This is a genomic window from Microbacterium sp. Se5.02b (assembly GCF_019464375.1).
Taxonomy (GTDB): Bacteria; Actinomycetota; Actinomycetes; order Actinomycetales; family Microbacteriaceae; genus Microbacterium.
In genome coordinates, this window is the sequence record NZ_CP080491.1 from 318,691 (window position 1) to 335,255 (window position 16,565).

General features: G+C 63.8%; 13 protein-coding genes. 5 read left to right on the forward strand and 8 right to left on the reverse strand.

Features of this window, described 5'->3' with window-relative positions; all coding sequences use genetic code 11:
- Nucleotides 1-287: 287 nt before the first annotated feature.
- Nucleotides 288-3,989: a hypothetical protein gene (locus tag K1X59_RS01635; protein WP_183151615.1), complete on the forward strand. Its 3,702-nt coding sequence runs from the start codon at nucleotides 288-290 to the stop codon at nucleotides 3,987-3,989.
- A 51-nt stretch (nucleotides 3,990-4,040) separates the two neighbouring features.
- On the opposite strand, the gene K1X59_RS01640 is transcribed toward K1X59_RS01635, so the two are convergent.
- On the reverse strand, nucleotides 4,041-4,691 hold the full coding sequence (locus K1X59_RS01640; protein WP_183151616.1) for a hypothetical protein: 651 nt from the start codon (nucleotides 4,689-4,691) through the stop codon (nucleotides 4,041-4,043).
- Nucleotides 4,692-4,971: 280 nt separating this feature from the next.
- Between K1X59_RS01640 and K1X59_RS01645 the strand changes: the two genes are divergently transcribed.
- The 3 genes from K1X59_RS01645 (at nucleotide 4,972) to K1X59_RS01655 (ending at nucleotide 9,051) form a co-directional block, all read left to right on the forward strand.
- Nucleotides 4,972-7,704, forward strand: a complete 2,733-nt coding sequence (locus K1X59_RS01645; RefSeq protein WP_183151617.1) for an NACHT domain-containing NTPase — start codon at nucleotides 4,972-4,974, stop codon at nucleotides 7,702-7,704.
- Nucleotides 7,705-7,780: 76 nt separating this feature from the next.
- Entirely contained in the window at nucleotides 7,781-8,098 is a 318-nt protein-coding gene (locus K1X59_RS01650) for a helix-turn-helix transcriptional regulator (protein WP_183151618.1), read from the forward strand.
- Nucleotides 8,095-9,051, forward strand: coding sequence for a low molecular weight phosphatase family protein (locus K1X59_RS01655; RefSeq protein ID WP_183151619.1), 957 nt, complete (start codon nucleotides 8,095-8,097; stop codon nucleotides 9,049-9,051). Before K1X59_RS01650 ends, K1X59_RS01655 begins: the two co-directional genes overlap by 4 nt.
- On the opposite strand, the gene K1X59_RS01660 is transcribed toward K1X59_RS01655, so the two are convergent.
- The 7 genes from K1X59_RS01660 to K1X59_RS01690 form a co-directional block, all read right to left on the reverse strand.
- On the reverse strand, nucleotides 9,033-9,509 hold the full coding sequence (locus K1X59_RS01660) for a winged helix-turn-helix domain-containing protein (protein ID WP_183151620.1): 477 nt from the start codon (nucleotides 9,507-9,509) through the stop codon (nucleotides 9,033-9,035). The two genes, K1X59_RS01655 and K1X59_RS01660, sit on opposite strands and share 19 nt — an antisense overlap.
- 206 nt (nucleotides 9,510-9,715) lie before the next feature.
- The gene (gene pstB, locus K1X59_RS01665; protein ID WP_345941141.1) at nucleotides 9,716-10,594 is read right to left on the reverse strand and encodes a phosphate ABC transporter ATP-binding protein PstB; all 879 of its coding nucleotides are present in this window, start codon (nucleotides 10,592-10,594) and stop codon (nucleotides 9,716-9,718) included.
- Nucleotides 10,595-10,598: 4 nt separating this feature from the next.
- On the reverse strand, nucleotides 10,599-11,513 hold the full coding sequence (gene pstA / locus K1X59_RS01670; RefSeq protein WP_183151621.1) for a phosphate ABC transporter permease PstA: 915 nt from the start codon (nucleotides 11,511-11,513) through the stop codon (nucleotides 10,599-10,601).
- Nucleotides 11,513-12,469: a phosphate ABC transporter permease subunit PstC gene (gene pstC / locus K1X59_RS01675; protein WP_183151622.1), complete on the reverse strand. Its 957-nt coding sequence runs from the start codon at nucleotides 12,467-12,469 to the stop codon at nucleotides 11,513-11,515. Before pstC ends, pstA begins: the two co-directional genes overlap by 1 nt.
- Nucleotides 12,470-12,492: 23 nt before the next feature.
- On the reverse strand, nucleotides 12,493-13,470 hold the full coding sequence (locus K1X59_RS01680; RefSeq protein ID WP_183151623.1) for a PstS family phosphate ABC transporter substrate-binding protein: 978 nt from the start codon (nucleotides 13,468-13,470) through the stop codon (nucleotides 12,493-12,495).
- A 146-nt stretch (nucleotides 13,471-13,616) separates the two neighbouring features.
- Nucleotides 13,617-14,792, reverse strand: coding sequence for an MFS transporter (locus K1X59_RS01685; protein WP_244632318.1), 1,176 nt, complete (start codon nucleotides 14,790-14,792; stop codon nucleotides 13,617-13,619).
- A complete protein-coding gene (locus K1X59_RS01690) occupies nucleotides 14,789-15,130 on the reverse strand; it encodes an ArsR/SmtB family transcription factor (RefSeq protein WP_396652561.1) in 342 nt (113 codons plus the stop codon). The genes K1X59_RS01685 and K1X59_RS01690 overlap by 4 nt, the downstream gene beginning before the upstream one ends.
- An 83-nt stretch (nucleotides 15,131-15,213) precedes the next feature.
- Here K1X59_RS01690 and K1X59_RS01695 point away from each other — a divergent pair, with 83 nt between their 5' ends.
- A complete protein-coding gene (locus K1X59_RS01695) occupies nucleotides 15,214-16,515 on the forward strand; it encodes an NAD(P)-binding domain-containing protein (protein WP_220173863.1) in 1,302 nt (433 codons plus the stop codon).
- Nucleotides 16,516-16,565 lie beyond the last annotated feature (50 nt).

The window sequence follows — 16,565 nt, forward strand, 5'->3', positions numbered from 1 at the left end:
GCGTACACGCATTATCTTACGCGCGCTTTTGCGTGTATGCATCCGAGGAAGGTGTCAAGGTGCGGACGGTCAAGCGCTCCCTGGCGCGGGAGCGGTGGCGCTGAAGGAGGCATATCGTCCGCGCATTCAAGGCGGCACCCCACCCGTTGGCCACCTTCCTCCCCTGCGGGCAACGTCTTCAACGCGCAGCAATCAGCGAGGATGTCGTTGGCCTACGCTTGAATGCTTGCGTGGGGAAGAGCAAAAATTCTCGTAGAAACAAGCGGCCTCGATCTCAACCGCGCGCGGTGAGCGCCACGCAACGGGAGCCAGACGCACTCGAACAGGCCTTTTCAGCGTACGAGCCGGACGAGCTCTGGACGTTGATATTCGCCGCCGCCACTTCCCCGGGCAACAGGCATCGATCGGTGACTTTGGGAAGCAGCTTCGCGGCAGCACTACGAGCCTCCGCCGCTCCGGCATCAGACGATTACCACCCGTTGCCGTCGATCCAAGCACTGTCCGATCTAGCGGCTACCACCTATGGGATCGGCCCGGCGCGTGAGGACTTCATCCCGACCGACCCGACCCGAACAGCCTTCCTCGCAGTCGGCTCGGAGTCGCTGCGTGCAGTTCCTGGCCTCACCGAACGGCCGGTAGCCGACCTCACGCGTGCGCTCAGAATGGCGGAAGCGGTAGACGGTCGGCTCCGCAGGCGATTTCGATTCGGTATTGCGAACGTGGTGAACGTGGCGATGAGGTACGGCGACTACTGCGTCCGCCACCTTGCGGACGCGTGGGTGCCAGCCCCGGATCTCGAGCTCAACGATGAGGTTTCATTGCCGGACGTTGAGTTCGAAGCGACGCGGGCCTTCCTCAATCTGGGCCCTCTCGACCACATCGAACTCGGTGAGGCTGACAAGCGAGCGTTGGAATGGATGACGATCTCCGCAAGTGAGGCCGCATTCGATGCTGAGAGTCCGTCCAGTCCGTTCGGGAGGTTCCTTCGCTTTGCTGACTCAGCGGGCGGATTCCGATGGGTGCCGCCACTCTTCATCCCAGAGATCATGGCTCATGCCGTACAAGAACTGGCATCCGCGCTCGATCGAGACGGGCATGCGCGACGAGCCCTCAGGGTTTCTTGTCTGAACCAGATCCGCCGGGCCCTATGGCGCTTTTCCAACAGCTTGATCGAATCCCCTCCCAGCAGCGAAAGTGTCGATTCCCCGCTTCGAGGGATCGACGTTCAGTGGCTGGTGCCGGTGAACCCATCCACATGCATAGCTGTCTCGGTCATTTATGTTCCCGACCTGGGGTCCACCCCACCGCCGCGCATCGGCTCAGTGGAGCTGGCGAAACAGATGAGGTCGCACGCCGGTCCACTGTCGGTGCGCATGGCGGGCGGACGACAAGGAACCATCAGGCCGGGCGCGGAGGTCATTCCGCTGACGGTTTTCGCCGCGGCCGGTCACATCGCTGTGCCGCAAGCTTTCGGCGAAGCAAACCTCGCGCTCGAAGACCTGACTTGGATCTCAGAAACGGCCACGTCCCGCGATGATCTCTACGCATTCGCGCGGGATCTGAGCGCTCCCGATTTCCCCGAGAGTTTCGGGTGGGAGGCGATCAACTACTGGGAGCCATGGAAGGCCAATGGCAAGTCGTTCTTCAAGGGTGGCATGGTACCCACCGCCATCTACTTTGAAGCCCACGCGGGCGAGGCCGAGTGGGATCGCGCGGTAGAGCTATCGGATCTCGAAGCGTCGCTCCTCAGAGTCGGGCTCCCTCCGCTTCGTGACCTGCGAGCAGCGGAGGTTGCTCCGGGGCCGGTCGCCAATGTCGCGGCGCTCGAAGGTGACGCCACCTACGACGTCGACCGCGGCGTCAATACCGCGCCGGATGTCGTCGGTTGGTCCCTCGCGCTTACCGAACCCCCCGTCGCTGTGGCACGGGCGAGCTCGGAGGACCTGTCCGCCGACTACCGACGGTTCGTCTTTGACTTGTGCGGCGGGCTGATCTACGGCTTTGCTGCGCTTGGTGATCGATGGCGTTCCGCGCACCAGGCGATCGATGTGCCCGGATACGTCCTCTATCTCCACACATCGGAAGCGGTCTCGGGTGAATCATCCGGCGTGGTCACGCCGTATCTCGACCCGCACGCGCGTGCCGTCGATGAACCAGTCAACTTTTTGTGGCGCATCGATGTCGAGGGATTCGCAGATTCGGCGAATGGAGATCCGTACGCGGCGAATCTCCTAACAGGGGACGCAGTGTTCGATCTGCTCCGCGCGGGAGGCGTGGATGTCGAAGCGGCGGCGGCGCTCCGCGACCAGTGGCGCACAGCGAAGCCCTTTCTCATCTTGGAGATGAAGCAGGCGCGGACCACTCTCAATCACCTGCCTGATCCGTGGCGTCTACGACCCTCTGACGAGAGCCGCATGGTTGCGGCTTTGGGGCGACGACTCCACGGTGCCGGCGTCGAACCGGGAGAGTACCGAGCGGACGACGCGAATCGACTTATCCGCGAGCATCTTGCGCCGGTTGCTCTCGAAACTCTGATGGAAGGAATCAAGAGACACGACGTGAGCGAGGTGGTGTTGACGGGGATGGAGCAGCTGGCGAGAGTGATGGACAGCGCTATTCATCAGCAAGACGATCTGTCCCGAGTCGCCGCGAACTTCTCTACCGAATGGGACCCGCTCACCCGCACCGCCGAGCTCTCGGCGGAGACACTTCAGCTTCGTCAATGTAACGAGATCGTGGTGGAAGCTGCCTTACGCATCCTGGACAAGCCGACGGAAGCGAAGCCGATCACTCCTCAGGCGTGGAGCGGTCTTCTTGCCGCCGCAGATGCGTACCTCACCGCGACCACACTGAGCGAGCGGATGTATCACCAAGTCGCGCCCGCAGTCATCAGCCTCAGCCCAATGTACGAGCTCGCCGTCGACGAAGATCCGCATCCCGACGCATCGGCGTGGGGCCTGCGAAACGACGAACTGAGCCGCGCGGCTGCAAGCGTTCGGCTGCATGGCACTCAAGATGACGACTCGCTGCAACAGGCGAACGAAGGAGACGACGTCGAGGGCGCGTTCCAGCAGGCATGGGGAGCGACGTCGCAGGACATGCTCTCCACCCTCGCCGCACTCGCAAAGTGGGAGACCTTCGAGCCGGGCAGGACGACCGCGCACGTCACCGTGGCCGAGGCAACAGCATGGGTCTGTGATGCGCTGGGCCAGGGCGCGGATGAGTCGCAGAGAACGCGTGTCGAAGCCGCTATCCGGATGCTCACCAGCACGCCCGTCCAGATACAAGCCGTGGAGTGGAAGCCCTGGCAAACGCGCACACGGCGTCACCGGCTCCTCGTGCAACCGCTGGTGCAAGACTCGGACGGACGACTTATTGTCAGCCCCCAGTATCTACTGACGTCCTTTCAGGTCTACTACCGCCACCTCCTCCAAGGAGTTCTTCCCTGGGCGGGGGACGTTCCTCAGCCTGTCAGCAACGCGCTTGCGGGCCGCCGTGCGCGCCGCAACATTCGGTTCGAAAGGTTCCTTCAAGATCGGCTAGAGGAACTCGGATACACCACGGTCGCCCGCGTGAAACCCAACGACCAAGCGCGACTCGGGGTGCCGACTCTCACAACCGAAGTTGACCTCGTGTGCGGACGCCCTGGCGATAGCACCGTGTGGCTGATTGAGGCGAAAGACCCCGCATCGGTTCACGGATTCGCCGAGACGGCGCGCCAACTGCGCGCCTTCTTCCGGGACCAGGTAGGAGACCGCGGGACCAAGCCCTGCTACGCCACGCAGCTAGCCCGCAAGGAGAGCGAACTAGCGCTCCACGTCGCGAGCATTGCGACGCGCCTCGGACTCGGGGACCCGCCTGAAGGCGAGCAGTTTCGCCTGAGCACGCTCTTCGTAACCCGAAATCTCACTCCGGCAAACTACGTCGACGAGCGGTATCGGGTTGAGACGGCGACGGAGTTTCTCGCAGCTCGAGGCCAAACGCCGTAGGCGACATGCGAGAGCGGCGGCGCGCATGAATTCGCGTCCCCAGCAGGAGCTCTATCGCCACTTCTGGGCCTCGATGATCCGAGCCAGGGTCTCCGCGTCGCCGCCGCGCCTGAACCATTCCACAGGGCTCTGCTGCCCGTCGGTGACCATGATCGACTGGGGCGTCGCCATGAGAGCCGATACCGACACCCATCCTTTGTCTTTCACAATGTCGATGATCTCGGTCAGGTGCGGCAGGATTTTTCCTGGCGACGAGAGACTGAACTGCCACGACGGAAACCGTCTGGAGTGGGCAACATCGACGGCGTACAACTCGCCACGATCGGCGGCGGCGAAGAGCGAGTCCTCGTCCATACTCAAGAAGGCAGCGGCTGCGGACGCGGACATGGTTTGAAGCACGCCCGTCAGAAGGGTGCTCGCTTCGCTCGCCAGAAGACCGCCGCGAGCAACCCGAGTCGATGTCTTCTCGAACGACTCGGGCGTGAAGGCCTTGGACCGGGTGAGATAGCTGATCTCCTGCGGCGTCAGCTCTTCTTGGTCCGCGATCGGTCGCTCTGCGAGCAGCTGGTCAGTCAGCGCTCGAACGATGAAGTCCCCGTCGGCGTTCAATCGAGCGACGGCGTCAGTGAACGCCGCGATCACATCGGTGGATGGCTGTGCTTGCCAAGGGCGGGGCCGTGGCTGGCCATCGGTTTCATCCATGTGCGACAGCGTAGATGAGCCTTCACCGGAAGGGGAGGTTTCCCTGGGCATTGACGTCGAGGATCCGATCGGTTCAATGGCAGGCGGGCGGAGCTCAGGCCTCGCCCTACTCGGCTCAAATGTGCGCGCTGGTGATCGGATTGGGATCGTTTCTCGTCGCCGGGAGAACCCCGTACGGTCGAACGCGTTCGCTCGCCGGTTCAGCCGGATAGGCAGCAGCACTGGTACAGAATGTCTCTAATGCGCCTCATAGGCGTCGACGTTGACCCGGAGGGACTCTATGGGCCACTACAACCTCAACCGAATGGGCTGGCAGCAGTTCGAGCACATGCTCCAGGCGCTCGCGAAGGCTGAGCTGGGGAATGGCGTCAGACCGTTTGGATCAGGTCGCGACGCACAGCGCGACGCAACCTTCGACGGCCGAGTCGACTTCCCGATTGGCGCGGGCGCGAAGTGGGACGGTTACGGCGTCATTCAAATGAAGTACAACGAAAAGCCGGTCTCGACGACAGCTGACTGGCGGTGGTTTCTTGATGAGGTTCGCTCAGAGTTGCGTGGCTGGCTCGTAAAAAGGAGAGTCGGTGAGAAGACCCCGGAGTACCTGTTGTTCGCCACGAACGTCGTGCTGACCGGGACCAAAGGCGTTGGCGGTCGTGATCAGTTTGATGAGCTCCTCGCGGCCAACGCAGAAGACTTGGGTCTGCGTGGCTGGTACGTCTGGGACTACGACGAGATTCGCGTACTGCTCGACACCCATACCTCTATTCGGCAGCGGTACTTGGAGCAGATCGTTACCGGAGACTTTCTTGCGCAAGTCGCCGAGCTGCTCCCCGAGAAGACGGCGCTGGAGGTAGATCGCCTTGCTGGGCACGCAGTTGCCGAGCTGATCAACAGGCAATGGGTTCGAACGGGCGATGCGGGGTACAACGATGCGTCGAAGGTGCGGCTCGCGGACATCGCTATTGATCTGCCGTTCACTGCCGGGGCGACCGCGGGCGGGGAGGGCCAGCGGCGGATGATGACTGCGGCAGAGACGGTGCAGATCGGTGACCTCCCCTTGTCGACCGTCGCCGGGCGGGGACCCCGTGGAGTGGTCATCGTCGGGGGCCCAGGCCAGGGCAAGAGCACGATCGCCCAGGTGATCGCCCACACGTATCGTGTCGCCTTCCTCGCCGACACGAATATCGGGGCTTACGGCGAGAGAGCACAATCCGCCTTCGATGGCCTCAACTCACGGCTCAGAAAGGCTGGTATCCCGAACCCGCAGAAACGTCGATGGCCGTTTGTGATCGAGCTGGCGAAGGCGGGGGCCGCGATCGCATCCTCCCCGTCGACGTTTTCGTTGCTGACCTACATCGCAGACTCCATCCTGATTCGGGGGAAAAAGTCAGACCCAGGTGCGCTGCTGGATTGGTTTCGCACCTGGCCGTCATGCCTCGTGCTCGACGGCCTTGATGAGGTGCCTGACGCGAAGATCCGCAGCCGGCTAATCGAGGCGGTCACAGCGCTGGTGAGCGAGCTCAGCTCTGAAAAGGCGGACGTGCTCTTCGTCGCCACAACACGTCCACAGGGATATCGACGGGAGTTCGACGATGCGTTTCCCTGCACGCAGATCGCCCTGTCGGAACTCACCGAAACGGAAGCGATCAGCTACTCGGAAGCACTCACCGCGTTGCGGGCAGTCGACGATCCGGACCTCGCCGAGCAGGTTGCACAAAGGCTCATCACGGCGGTCCACGAACGAGTCACGCAACGACTGATGACAACTCCCTTGCAGGTGACGATCATGACTGCTCTCGCCGAAGAAGCAGTCGATCTGCCGACCGATCGATTCGAGTTGTTCGATCGGTACTATCGCGTCGTCTACGACCGGGAACTGGCGAAAAGTGAAGCGTTCACGGAGCTCAAGTCGCTGCGTCCGCACATCGATCATCTTCACGAGCAGGCTGGGCTCAAGTTGCAGGCGCGTACTGAGAGACCAGGGAACTCGGATGCCATCCTCACGAAGTCCGAGATCTCCCGCATCCTTCGCCGTCGGCTCAGCTCGGCTGGATTTGAGGAGAGCGAATCGGAGTCGATCGCGACGACCCTTCTGAAGCTTTCGACGGAGCGACTGGTCATGCTCGTCTCTCCGAAGGCATCGAAGTACGAGTTCGAAGTTCGATCGTTGCAGGAGTACATGGCGGCACGCGCGATCACCGATGGCGACGAACAGGTTGTCTTGCAGAACCTACGCGAACTCGTGCCATCGAGTCACTGGCGCAACACGTGGCTGCTCGCGGCGGGCCGTCTGCTGAAGCGTCGCGAGCACCTCATCGATGACCTCATCGACATCGTCGTTCAGTACGACACCCAATGTGCCGAGTCACCGATTACCGCCCTCGGCGCGAGCCTCGCCGGCGACCTCTACCTCGACAACTTCGGGATCGAGTTCCCGGCGACACGACGCAAACTCCTCAGCGCTGCTGTGAGCCAGTTCGCAGATCTCGCCGATGGCATGCCGGCCAACGTTGCCAGTCTTCTGGCCACTGGTTTGGAGCAAGGCGGTCGCGAGCAAGCCCTCGTTCTTGAGGCACTGCACGAGCTCAGCCGCGAGAATCAATCGAATCTCGCCACCCGCGCATTGAGCGACAATAGCGCGGGTATGTCTCATCTTGCTAAGCAGGCACGAACGACGTTGACCGAGGGACGGAAATACATAAGGCCCGAACCCGGACCGATTCACGCCGACGCGGCGATCCTCGCACATGCACTAGCCCGGGCCTCCAGCCCGGCGGCGGAGGTCCTACTCCTTGTGGAGCAACTGCAGACACCTGGTGCTGTCTGGCGAGGACGTTCCCTCGGAGTCTCGGTCGACATGCTGATCGCTCTCGACCGAAACGCCGCTCGTCCCGCCCTCGCAGTTGCCGCGAAGAGCTTGTCTCAAAGCAGCCCGGCAAGCGCGGCTCTCAGCATAGAGCTCCTCCGTTTGCACGCCGCATCGAAGCTTCGCGGCGACATGTTTGCGAAGTAGTCACGCCCCAGTCCCGCACGTTTCGAGCACCGGCACGTCTGAGGGGCTCGCAAGGTTCGGCAACTAGAATCCTCGCATGACCGCTCAGCCCGCACCGAAGCCTCGGGTCGGAGCTGCGCTCAATCGTGGTGCTGCTGAGGAGCTGGCGCGGACGTTGAGGGCGGTCGCTGATCCGACTCGGTTGCAGATCTTGAGCATCATTCTGGGTTCGGCTGACGAGCGAGCGACAGTTGGCCAACTAGCGGAGGCGTTGGGGTTGCGTCAGCCGACAGTGACCCATCACGTCCGCATTCTGTTGGACGACGGATTCCTGGCACGCGAGCAGGACGGCAAGCTCGGCTGGCTCTCCGTGCACCCGACGCGCCGTAGCGCCGTCGAGGACTTCCTCCGATGAACGAGGAGCCGCCGCACCGAGTGGGGAGCCCCCTCGGGGAGCAGGCTGCCCGGGAACGGGCCGGTCAAGTGTCAGTTCTCGGCAACCCCGATACGCTCCGGGTTCTCAGTGCGCTTGCCTCCGGAATCAAGGCCACGGAGATAGCTGTTGTTCTGAACGCCGATCTATCGGTCGTCGAGCAGGCAATTCACTCGCTGGAGCTCGTTGATCTCATCCGTAGCGATGGCGATGTCTGGGTGCCGACAGCCGACGCCTGGGTCCGGTTCGGGAGATTGCTGTCGAGTGAGTCGATTGAGCCGACAACCCCCGAGGCTTCCGTCACGGCTCTGCCGCGCGCTGTGTCCACCATCGTTGACGACCTCTCGTACCGATTCAGCTCGACGTTCAGCCGCGAGACAGTGGCGGGTTATGTCGCTCAGAGTTACCTCCTTCTGAGCCAGCGGACGCGAGTGCGCGAGCACCTGTTGACTATGACCGCCCGGTACGCGGCCGACCGCCTGGATGCGCTGGCAACGAGTCAGGGTTTGGTTTTGCGTGATACTCCTGAGGTCCTGTTTGTGTGCGTGCAGAATGCGGGGAGGTCGCAGATGGCTGGAGCCTTACTCCGCCATCTGTCTGGCGGCCGGGTGCACGTGCGCACGGCTGGATCCTCACCGGCGGAGGGCGCACACCCTCGTGTTGCCGCGGCACTGGAGGAAGTGGGCGTGGAGCTCTGGGGCGAGTTCCCGAAACCGCTGACCGACGAAGTGGTGCGTGCCGCCGACTACGTCATCACGATGGGGTGTGGGGATGCGTGCCCCGTCTTCCCTGGGCGCCGTTACATGGAGTGGGATCTGCCGGATCCGTTGGAACTCGATGAAGACGGTCTTCGTGGCGTTAGAGACGACATTCGCGCCCGGGTGCTTCAGCTCCTGGTCGAGCTCAAAGTGGAGCCTCAGGACGCGAGTCGGTAGCCGGCCACTCGCACCGTCTCGATGAGGGCTTGTGCGGGGGCAAAAGTCGCCAGCCGGGCCCGCAGTTTTGTCATGGCGACGCGAACAGAAGCGTGCGGATCCTCGAGATCGGAGCCGAACGCGAGGGCGAGTGTGTCAATGCTCACGCTCTCCGGGTACGCGCGCATGATCTGATGCAGAAGTTCGAATTCGCGCGGGGGAAGCAACAGCGCATGCTTCTGCCAGCGGAGGCTGCGGTGCGTGATGTCGAGGGTCAGTTCCCCGAATCGGAGGGTGCGGTCAAGCGGGCCTGTCCGTGGGTGGAGGCGCGCCAATTCACGCAATCGGTCGGGGGTGATGGGGAGGCGGATGGTGCCACGCATTCCTGCTCGCATCGCAGCTTCGATCATCGACGTCTCCGTGTCTTCGCTCACCCCGAAGAAGATCGGTCCTCCGCACACCGGCTCGGCGATCTGCACGATGGCCGCGAGCCGGTCGACCGACTCCCCGCCGGCGAGGACGAGCGAGGCCTCGTAGTCGTGGGCCAAGTCTGCCAGCGCATCGACGATCTCAGCGTGCACCGTTATCGGGACGCCTGCATGTCTGAACTCGGCGAAGCTCCCACGAAGGATCTCCGAACTGCGCCCGTGCAGAACGAACCGCGGATCACCACCAGACAGGGAGGTCATCCGAATCGTCCGCTGATGTAGTCCTCCGTGCGCTGGTCCTGCGGCTGCTCGAAGATGTTCTTGGTGAGGTCGTATTCCACCAGGACTCCTGTGCGGTCTCCGGTGGTCTCGTCGGCCAGGGCGGTGAAGAATGCCGTGCGGTCGGCGACTCGTGCAGCCTGCTGCATGTTGTGGGTGACGATGATGATTGTGTAGTCCTGGCGCAGCTCGTGCATGAGGTCTTCGATCCGCGAGGTGGCGATGGGATCGAGGGCCGAGCACGGCTCATCCATCAGGATCACGTCGGGCTGCACCGCGATGGTGCGCGCGATGCATAGGCGCTGCTGCTGGCCGCCGGAGAGTCCGAACGCGGACTGCTTGAGCTTGTCTTTCACCTCGCCCCAGAGTGCTGAGCGTGTGAGTGCCTCCTCGACGAGGTCGTCCATGTTGTCGACCTTCATCCCTGTGACGCGAGGGCCGTAGGCGATGTTGTCGTAGATCGACTTCGGGAACGGGTTCGGCTTTTGGAAGACCATCCCGATGCGTCGTCGGACCTCGATGGGGTCGACGCCCTTCGCGTAGATGTCTTCCTCTTGAAAGATGACGTTTCCTTCGACGCGGGCACCGTCGACGAGGTCGTTCATGCGGTTCAGGGAGCGCAGGAGCGTGGATTTGCCGCAACCGGAGGGGCCGATGAGCGCGGTGATCTCGTTGCGTCCGAACTCGAGGTTGACGCCTGTGACGGCCCGGAAGTCCCCGTAGTACACATTGACGTCTTCGCAACGGATGAGTCCGCTGGGGGTTTCGGCAACCCGCCGTGAGTCTGCGGCCTGGAAGTGGGTGTGTGCCGCCGTCGGCGCCGCTGCGCTCGTCGAGGTGCTCGTGGAGGTGCTCATGGGTTTACCACCGTTTCTGGAACTTGTTGCGGATGAAGATGGCGAGGGCGTTCATCAGGATGAGAACGGCGAGCAGGAGGAGGCTTGTGGCGCCGGCGAGCTCGTGGAATCCCTCCTGCGGGCGCCCGGTCCAGTTGAAAATCTGGATGGGGAGCGTGGTGTAGCCGCTGAGCAGACCGTTCGGATCGAACGTGATGTAGACGAGTGCACCGAGGACGAGCAGTGGGGCTGCTTCGCCGAGAGCTCGGGACAGCGCGAGGATCGAGCCTGTCGCGATACCGGGGACCGACGCGGGAAGCACCTGCCTCCACGTCGTCTGCCATTGGGTGGCCCCCAGCGCGAGCGAGCCGTCGCGGATCTCCCGGGGTACGGCGCGCAGCGCCTCCCTGGTGGCGATGATGATGACCGGGAGGATGAGGAGCGTCAGCGCGAATGCTCCACCGATGACGATGTTCTTGTTGGTGACTCCGAGCATCGACAGGAAGGCGAGAGCGAGGAGACCGTAGACGATTGAGGGGACAGCGGCAAGGTTCTGGACGTTGAGCTCGACGAACCGGTTGAACCAGCGCTTCCGGTCGGCGAACTCCTCGAGGTGCACGGCAGCGGCGATTCCGAGGGGGAGGGTCATCACGGCGGTGGCACCAATTGCCCAGACCGATCCGAGGATGGCTGGACGAGCTCCGGCTTCCTCCGGGTCTGCGGAGGGGAAGTTCGTCACCAGGTTCCAGGTGAGCTTGTTCTGCCCGGTGATGAAGATCGTGATCAGCAGAGTGACGAGCACAGCGAACGCGACGAAGAGCGACAGCCACAGAAGTACGAGGAAGATCAGCGCAGTGGGACGCAGTTCGCCGTTTCGGCCGGTATTCAGCGGCCGGGTCGCGTTAAGCACACGGGACTCGGGAATGGCGGGCGCGGACATCAGTAGGCCTCCCGGAATCGGCGAACGAAGCGGATGCTGATGAAGTTGATGAGCAGCGTGATGAGGAACAACAGCAATCCGACAGCGAAGAGAGTGTTGTACTCGAGGCTTCCGACGCGGGAGTCCCCGAGAGCGGCGTTCGCGATGAAGCCGGTCATCGTCTGCCCCTGCTGCAGCGGATTGCTCACGAGCTGCGCCTGACTACCCGCAGCGATTGCGACAATCATCGTTTCTCCGACTGCTCGGGAGATTCCGAGAACGACGGCGGCGACGATGCCAGACAGCGCGGCCGGAAAGACCACGCGGAGAGTGGTCTGCATCCGGTTTGCGCCAAGAGCGGCACTTCCCTGACGGAGCGCGCTGGGGACAGCAGACATCGCGTCCTCGGCGATGGATGCGATGGTCGGGATGATCATGACTCCCATGACGAGGCCGGCGGCGAGAACGCTGAACGCCCCGGTGGGGAGCTGCAGCCAATCGCGGAGGACGGTGCCCTGAACGAACTGGAGCGCGAAGAACCCGTAGACCACAGTCGGGATACCCGCGAGGATCTCCAGCAGGGGCTTAAGTACCTTCCGCACTCGCGGTTTCGCATACTCCGCGAGGAGGATCGCCGCACCGAGGCCGAAAGGAACGGCAACGAGGAGCGCGATGACCGTGGTCCACAGGGTGGCGGTGACCAGGGGGAGGACGCCGAAGGAGGCGTCCGCGAATCGTGGGGCCCAGCGTGTCCCGAAGAGGAACTCGAACGGTGAGACCTCTGCGAAGAAGCTCAGGGACGGGACCAGGAGCGCGATGACGATGCCCACGGTCGTGATGACCGTGATGGCTGCGGCAAGGCGCAGGCAGAGTTTGATGAGGAACTCACCGGGCCGGCGGCGGCCTGCGAAAGAGGAGGAGGGGGCGGGGGCCCGGCCGGTAGCCGGGCCCCCGGGCCGCTCAGTGACGGTGGTCATGGGTGGCGTCCTGAGCGACGGGTTCAGCCGAGGGACGCGAGCTCGTCCGAGGCAGTGGTGACCTGCTCCTCGGTGAGCGGCACGAACAGGGCGCGCTCGGCGATGTCGAGCGAGTTGGCAACGTAGAAGTCGACGAACGCCTTCACCGGCTCCTTGTCGACGTACGAGGCGTTGTTCACGTAGATGAACAGGGGGCGCCCGAGCGGAGTGTAGGTGCCGTCCTGGACGGTCTCGGTGCTCGGCATGACGCCGTCGACCGCGACAGCCTTGATGACGCCCTCGTTCTCTTCGACGTAGCTGAGCCCGAGGAACCCGATGGCACCGACGTCACCTGCGACCCCCTGGATGGTGATGTTGTCGTCTTCCGAAGGGCTGTAGTCGGTGCGAATCGCGCCCTCCTCACCGTTGATGGCGTCGGTGAAGTAGTCGAACGTTCCCGAGTCGGTGCCTGCACCGAACAGCGTGATCGCCTGGTCGGGGAAGCTCGAGTCCACCTGGTTCCAGTTCGTGATCTCGCCCTCGGCCTCGGGACCCCAGATCTTGTTCAGCTGCTCGACCGTGAGGTCTTCAGCCCAGTCGTTCTCGGGATTGACGACGACGGACAGGCCGTCGTTGGCCGCGATGATCTCGGTGTACTCGATGCCGGCGGCCTCGCACTCGGCGGCTTCTTCGTCCTTGATGGCGCGGGAGGCGTTGGAGATGTCCGTCTCGCCCGCGCAGAAGGTCTTGAAGCCGCCACCGGTGCCCGAGGTGGCGACGGAGACGTTCACTCCGGACTCCTCATCGCGGAACAAGTCGGCTGCGGCTTCCGTGAGAGGGGCGACTGTCGACGACCCATCGGTGTTCACCGAACCGGTCAGTCCGCCCGATCCTTCACCGGAGCCGGCGGATTCGCCTGCGCTCGGCTGCCCACCACAGGCGCTCAGCGCAAGAACGCCGATGACCAATGCTGTGGAGGCGAAGATCTTTGCTGTGGTCTTTCGCACGATTGCTTCCTTCATCTCAGACTCGTGACAGGCGGCCGATAGACCGCCTCGAATAGATGGTGATCTATTCGACGTATTGATAGAAGGTCATCTATGTGAACGTGAGGTTAACGGACTCGGAAGAACTCCCGCGGGTCGCAGGCAATCGCTCGGTTGACCGCCTAGGAGAACCGAGCGAAGGCGAGCGAGATCGCCGCGAGCCCGACGGCGATGAGGGCCATGGCGGAGTACGAACCGGTGGCTACTGCGAGAAGCGGACCGAGTGCCGGGCCGAACGCCCCGACGAGCGTGATCGGAGCAGCGAAGATCCCGTTGATGGCGCCGTAGTTCTGGGTGCCCCAGCGATCCGCGACGGCGGAACCCTGGACAAGTGTCTGAGCGCCTCGCACGGCACCCGCAGCGATACCTATGGAGATCAGGAGCCACGGAGGCCCGGGAATCAGGGACAGCAAGGTGAGAGAGATGACGCTGAGGCCGGCGGTCACCGTGAGGGGAACCCATGGTGGGGCAGTGTGCGGGACGGCGACGTAGAGGAGTCGCCCGATCACCTGACCGGCGCCGAGGAGTCCGAGGGCCCACGCGGCGAGTTCATAGCTCATGCCCTTCTCGGTGAAGAGCGGGATGAGCGCGAGGGTCACGCTGAAGAGCGCAGCGGCGAGGGCGAACATGGAAAGCTCGAGCATCCAGAATCGTCGGGTGCGCACGACCGTGCTCACCGTGTGAACCTCTGCGGCGTCGTCGTGGCGAACGGGTGACCAGGTGCGCTCCAGGCTGAACCAGTGCAGCGGCGCGGTGGTGAGAAGCAGGAAGCCGGCGAGTATCAGGAACATGGTCCGCCAGTCGGTTATCCCCAGGAGTCCGGCGACAATCGGGGCGAAGATCGTCGATGCGAGCCCGCCGGCCAAGGTCAAGATCGTCATCGCCCCGCGGCGTCGAGCGCCGTACCGGCGAGCGATGACAGTGAACGCCGCTTGGTAGAGCACTGCCGATTGTGCGAGTCCCGCGATGACCCACCCCACGGTGAAGACTGCAAGGTTCGGTGCGAGAGCGACGAGCACGACGCCGAGCGGGCCGACGACGCTGCCAACAGTCATGATGAGGCGCGGCCCCCGCTCGTCGAGCCACTTTCCGACGAATACGCCGGCGACGGCGGAGGCGACCAGGCCCGACGAGAACGACAGCGTGACCAGGGCCACCGGCCACCCGGTGTCATCCGCGACCGCGGGAGAGGCGACGATCAGTGCATAGAACAGGATTCCCCAACTGATGACCTGCCCCGCCGACAGCGCGGCTAGCCGGCCGCCCAGGTGTGGCGGAGGGGCACTCGCTGAGGTCACACCGCGCGGAGAGAGTCGGCAGCGGCATCCATCGCGTCGCTGTTGAGAGCGAAGTACGCCCACTTGCCGCGCTGTTCACGCGTGACGAGGCCGGCGTCGGCGAGGAGCTTCATGTGGTGCGACACCGTGCCCTGCGAAAGCCCCACGGGCTCGGTCAGATCGCAAATGCACGCCTCACCGCCAGCCCCGGCGGCGATGAGAGACAGCAGCCTCACCCGCGTTGGATCGCCAAGCGCCTTGAACACGCGTGCAACCCGCTCGGCATCCGCGACGGTCATGGAGGGGGTGATTGGCGGGACGCAGCAGCTGGTCGATTCGATTGTCGTTGGCAAGCTCACCGGACTAGTCTGGCACGTATTGACAATCTTCGATAGATAGACGACAGTCTTCATATTGAAGTTTTTCGATTTGAGGAGATGTGATGTCTGAGCTTCCTGTCGTCGTCATCGGAGCAGGGCCGCAGGGCCTCGCCGCAGCGGCGCATTTGGTCGAGCGCGACGAGAATGTCCTCGTCGTCGAGCGCGGGCACGGCCCTGCAGCTGCAGTCTCCGAGTGGGGACACGTGCGCTTGTTCTCGGCGTGGCCAGAACTTACGGACGCCGCGGCGCGCCGCCTGCTCGAGCCCACGGGGTGGAGCGCACCCGCCTCGGGGTATCCGACCGGCGCGCAGTGGGTCAGCGACTACCTGACGCCACTCGCGGATGTCCTGGGCGACCGGATCCGCTACGCGACGACCGTCACCGGAGTCGCCCGCCAGGGCCGCGACAAAGTCGTCGACGCAGGCCGCCGGAGCCAGCCGTTCGTCGTCCACACCGTCGATGCCGCGGGCAACGAATCCCGCCTCCTCGCCCGCGCGGTCATCGATGCCAGCGGCACCTGGGGCCTCCCGAATCCCGCTGGGGCGGATGGGTTCCCGGCCCTCGGCGAAGCCGCCGCGTCCGATCTGATTTCGTACCGCATCCCTTCCGATGTGTCGGACCTCGCCGGTTCGCACGTCGTAGTGGTCGGTGCGGGGCACTCAGCCACGCATGCCGTGCTGCGTCTGAGTGAGTTGGCCCGCCGGTCGCCGGGAACGCGCGTGACGTGGCTGCTACGCCGAGGGAGCGCCGCCAACGTCTTCGGCGGCGGAATCGGGGACGAGCTGCCGGAGCGTGCCGCGCTTGGTTCCCGCGCCCGCAAGGTGATCGACGAGGGGGTCGTCGACCTCGTGACAGGCTTCCGCGTCGCCGAGTTCCAGCACGGAGGCGATGGTCTGACACTCGTCGCCGAAGATGGGCGCGAGGTGACGAATGTCGGGCGCGTATTCGCACTCACGGGCTTCCGCCCTGACACCGGGATGCTGCGAGAGCTCAGGATCGACCTCGATCCCACTCTCGAGGCGGTCGCAGGCATTGCCTCCGAGATTGACCCGAACATCCACTCCTGCGGGTCGGTGTCGGCGACGGGAGCGAGAGAACTGGCGCAGCCGGAGCAAGGGTTCTTCATCGTCGGAGTGAAGTCCTACGGGCGAGCCCCAACGTTCCTCGCGTTGACTGGCTTCGAGCAGGTCCGTAGTGTCGCAGCTCACCTCGCTGGCGACCACGAGGCGGCCGCACGCAACGAACTCTCTCTCCCTGACACTGGTGTGTGCGGTGGATCCGGTGCCTTCGATGACAATGTAGGTAGCTGCTGCGCAGCTCCCCAGACCCTGCAGATCGGCGCGCGGCCTGTCACTGTCGGCTGATTGCAACTCATGAGGGGTGGGGCTCCCGAACCGAGCCCCACCTCTCAGCA

Coding starts and splice junctions, on each gene's coding strand:
- K1X59_RS01640 (WP_183151616.1), bottom strand. CDS start 4,691: ATGGATGAAACCGATGGCCAGCCACGGCCCCGCCCTTGGCAAGCACAG.
- K1X59_RS01645 (WP_183151617.1), top strand. CDS start 4,972: ATGGGCCACTACAACCTCAACCGAATGGGCTGGCAGCAGTTCGAGCAC.
- K1X59_RS01650 (WP_183151618.1), top strand. CDS start 7,781: ATGACCGCTCAGCCCGCACCGAAGCCTCGGGTCGGAGCTGCGCTCAAT.
- K1X59_RS01655 (WP_183151619.1), top strand. CDS start 8,095: ATGAACGAGGAGCCGCCGCACCGAGTGGGGAGCCCCCTCGGGGAGCAG.
- pstB (WP_345941141.1), bottom strand. CDS start 10,594: ATGAGCACCTCCACGAGCACCTCGACGAGCGCAGCGGCGCCGACGGCG.
- pstA (WP_183151621.1), bottom strand. CDS start 11,513: ATGTCCGCGCCCGCCATTCCCGAGTCCCGTGTGCTTAACGCGACCCGG.
- pstC (WP_183151622.1), bottom strand. CDS start 12,469: ATGACCACCGTCACTGAGCGGCCCGGGGGCCCGGCTACCGGCCGGGCC.
- K1X59_RS01680 (WP_183151623.1), bottom strand. CDS start 13,470: ATGAAGGAAGCAATCGTGCGAAAGACCACAGCAAAGATCTTCGCCTCC.
- K1X59_RS01695 (WP_220173863.1), top strand. CDS start 15,214: ATGTCTGAGCTTCCTGTCGTCGTCATCGGAGCAGGGCCGCAGGGCCTC.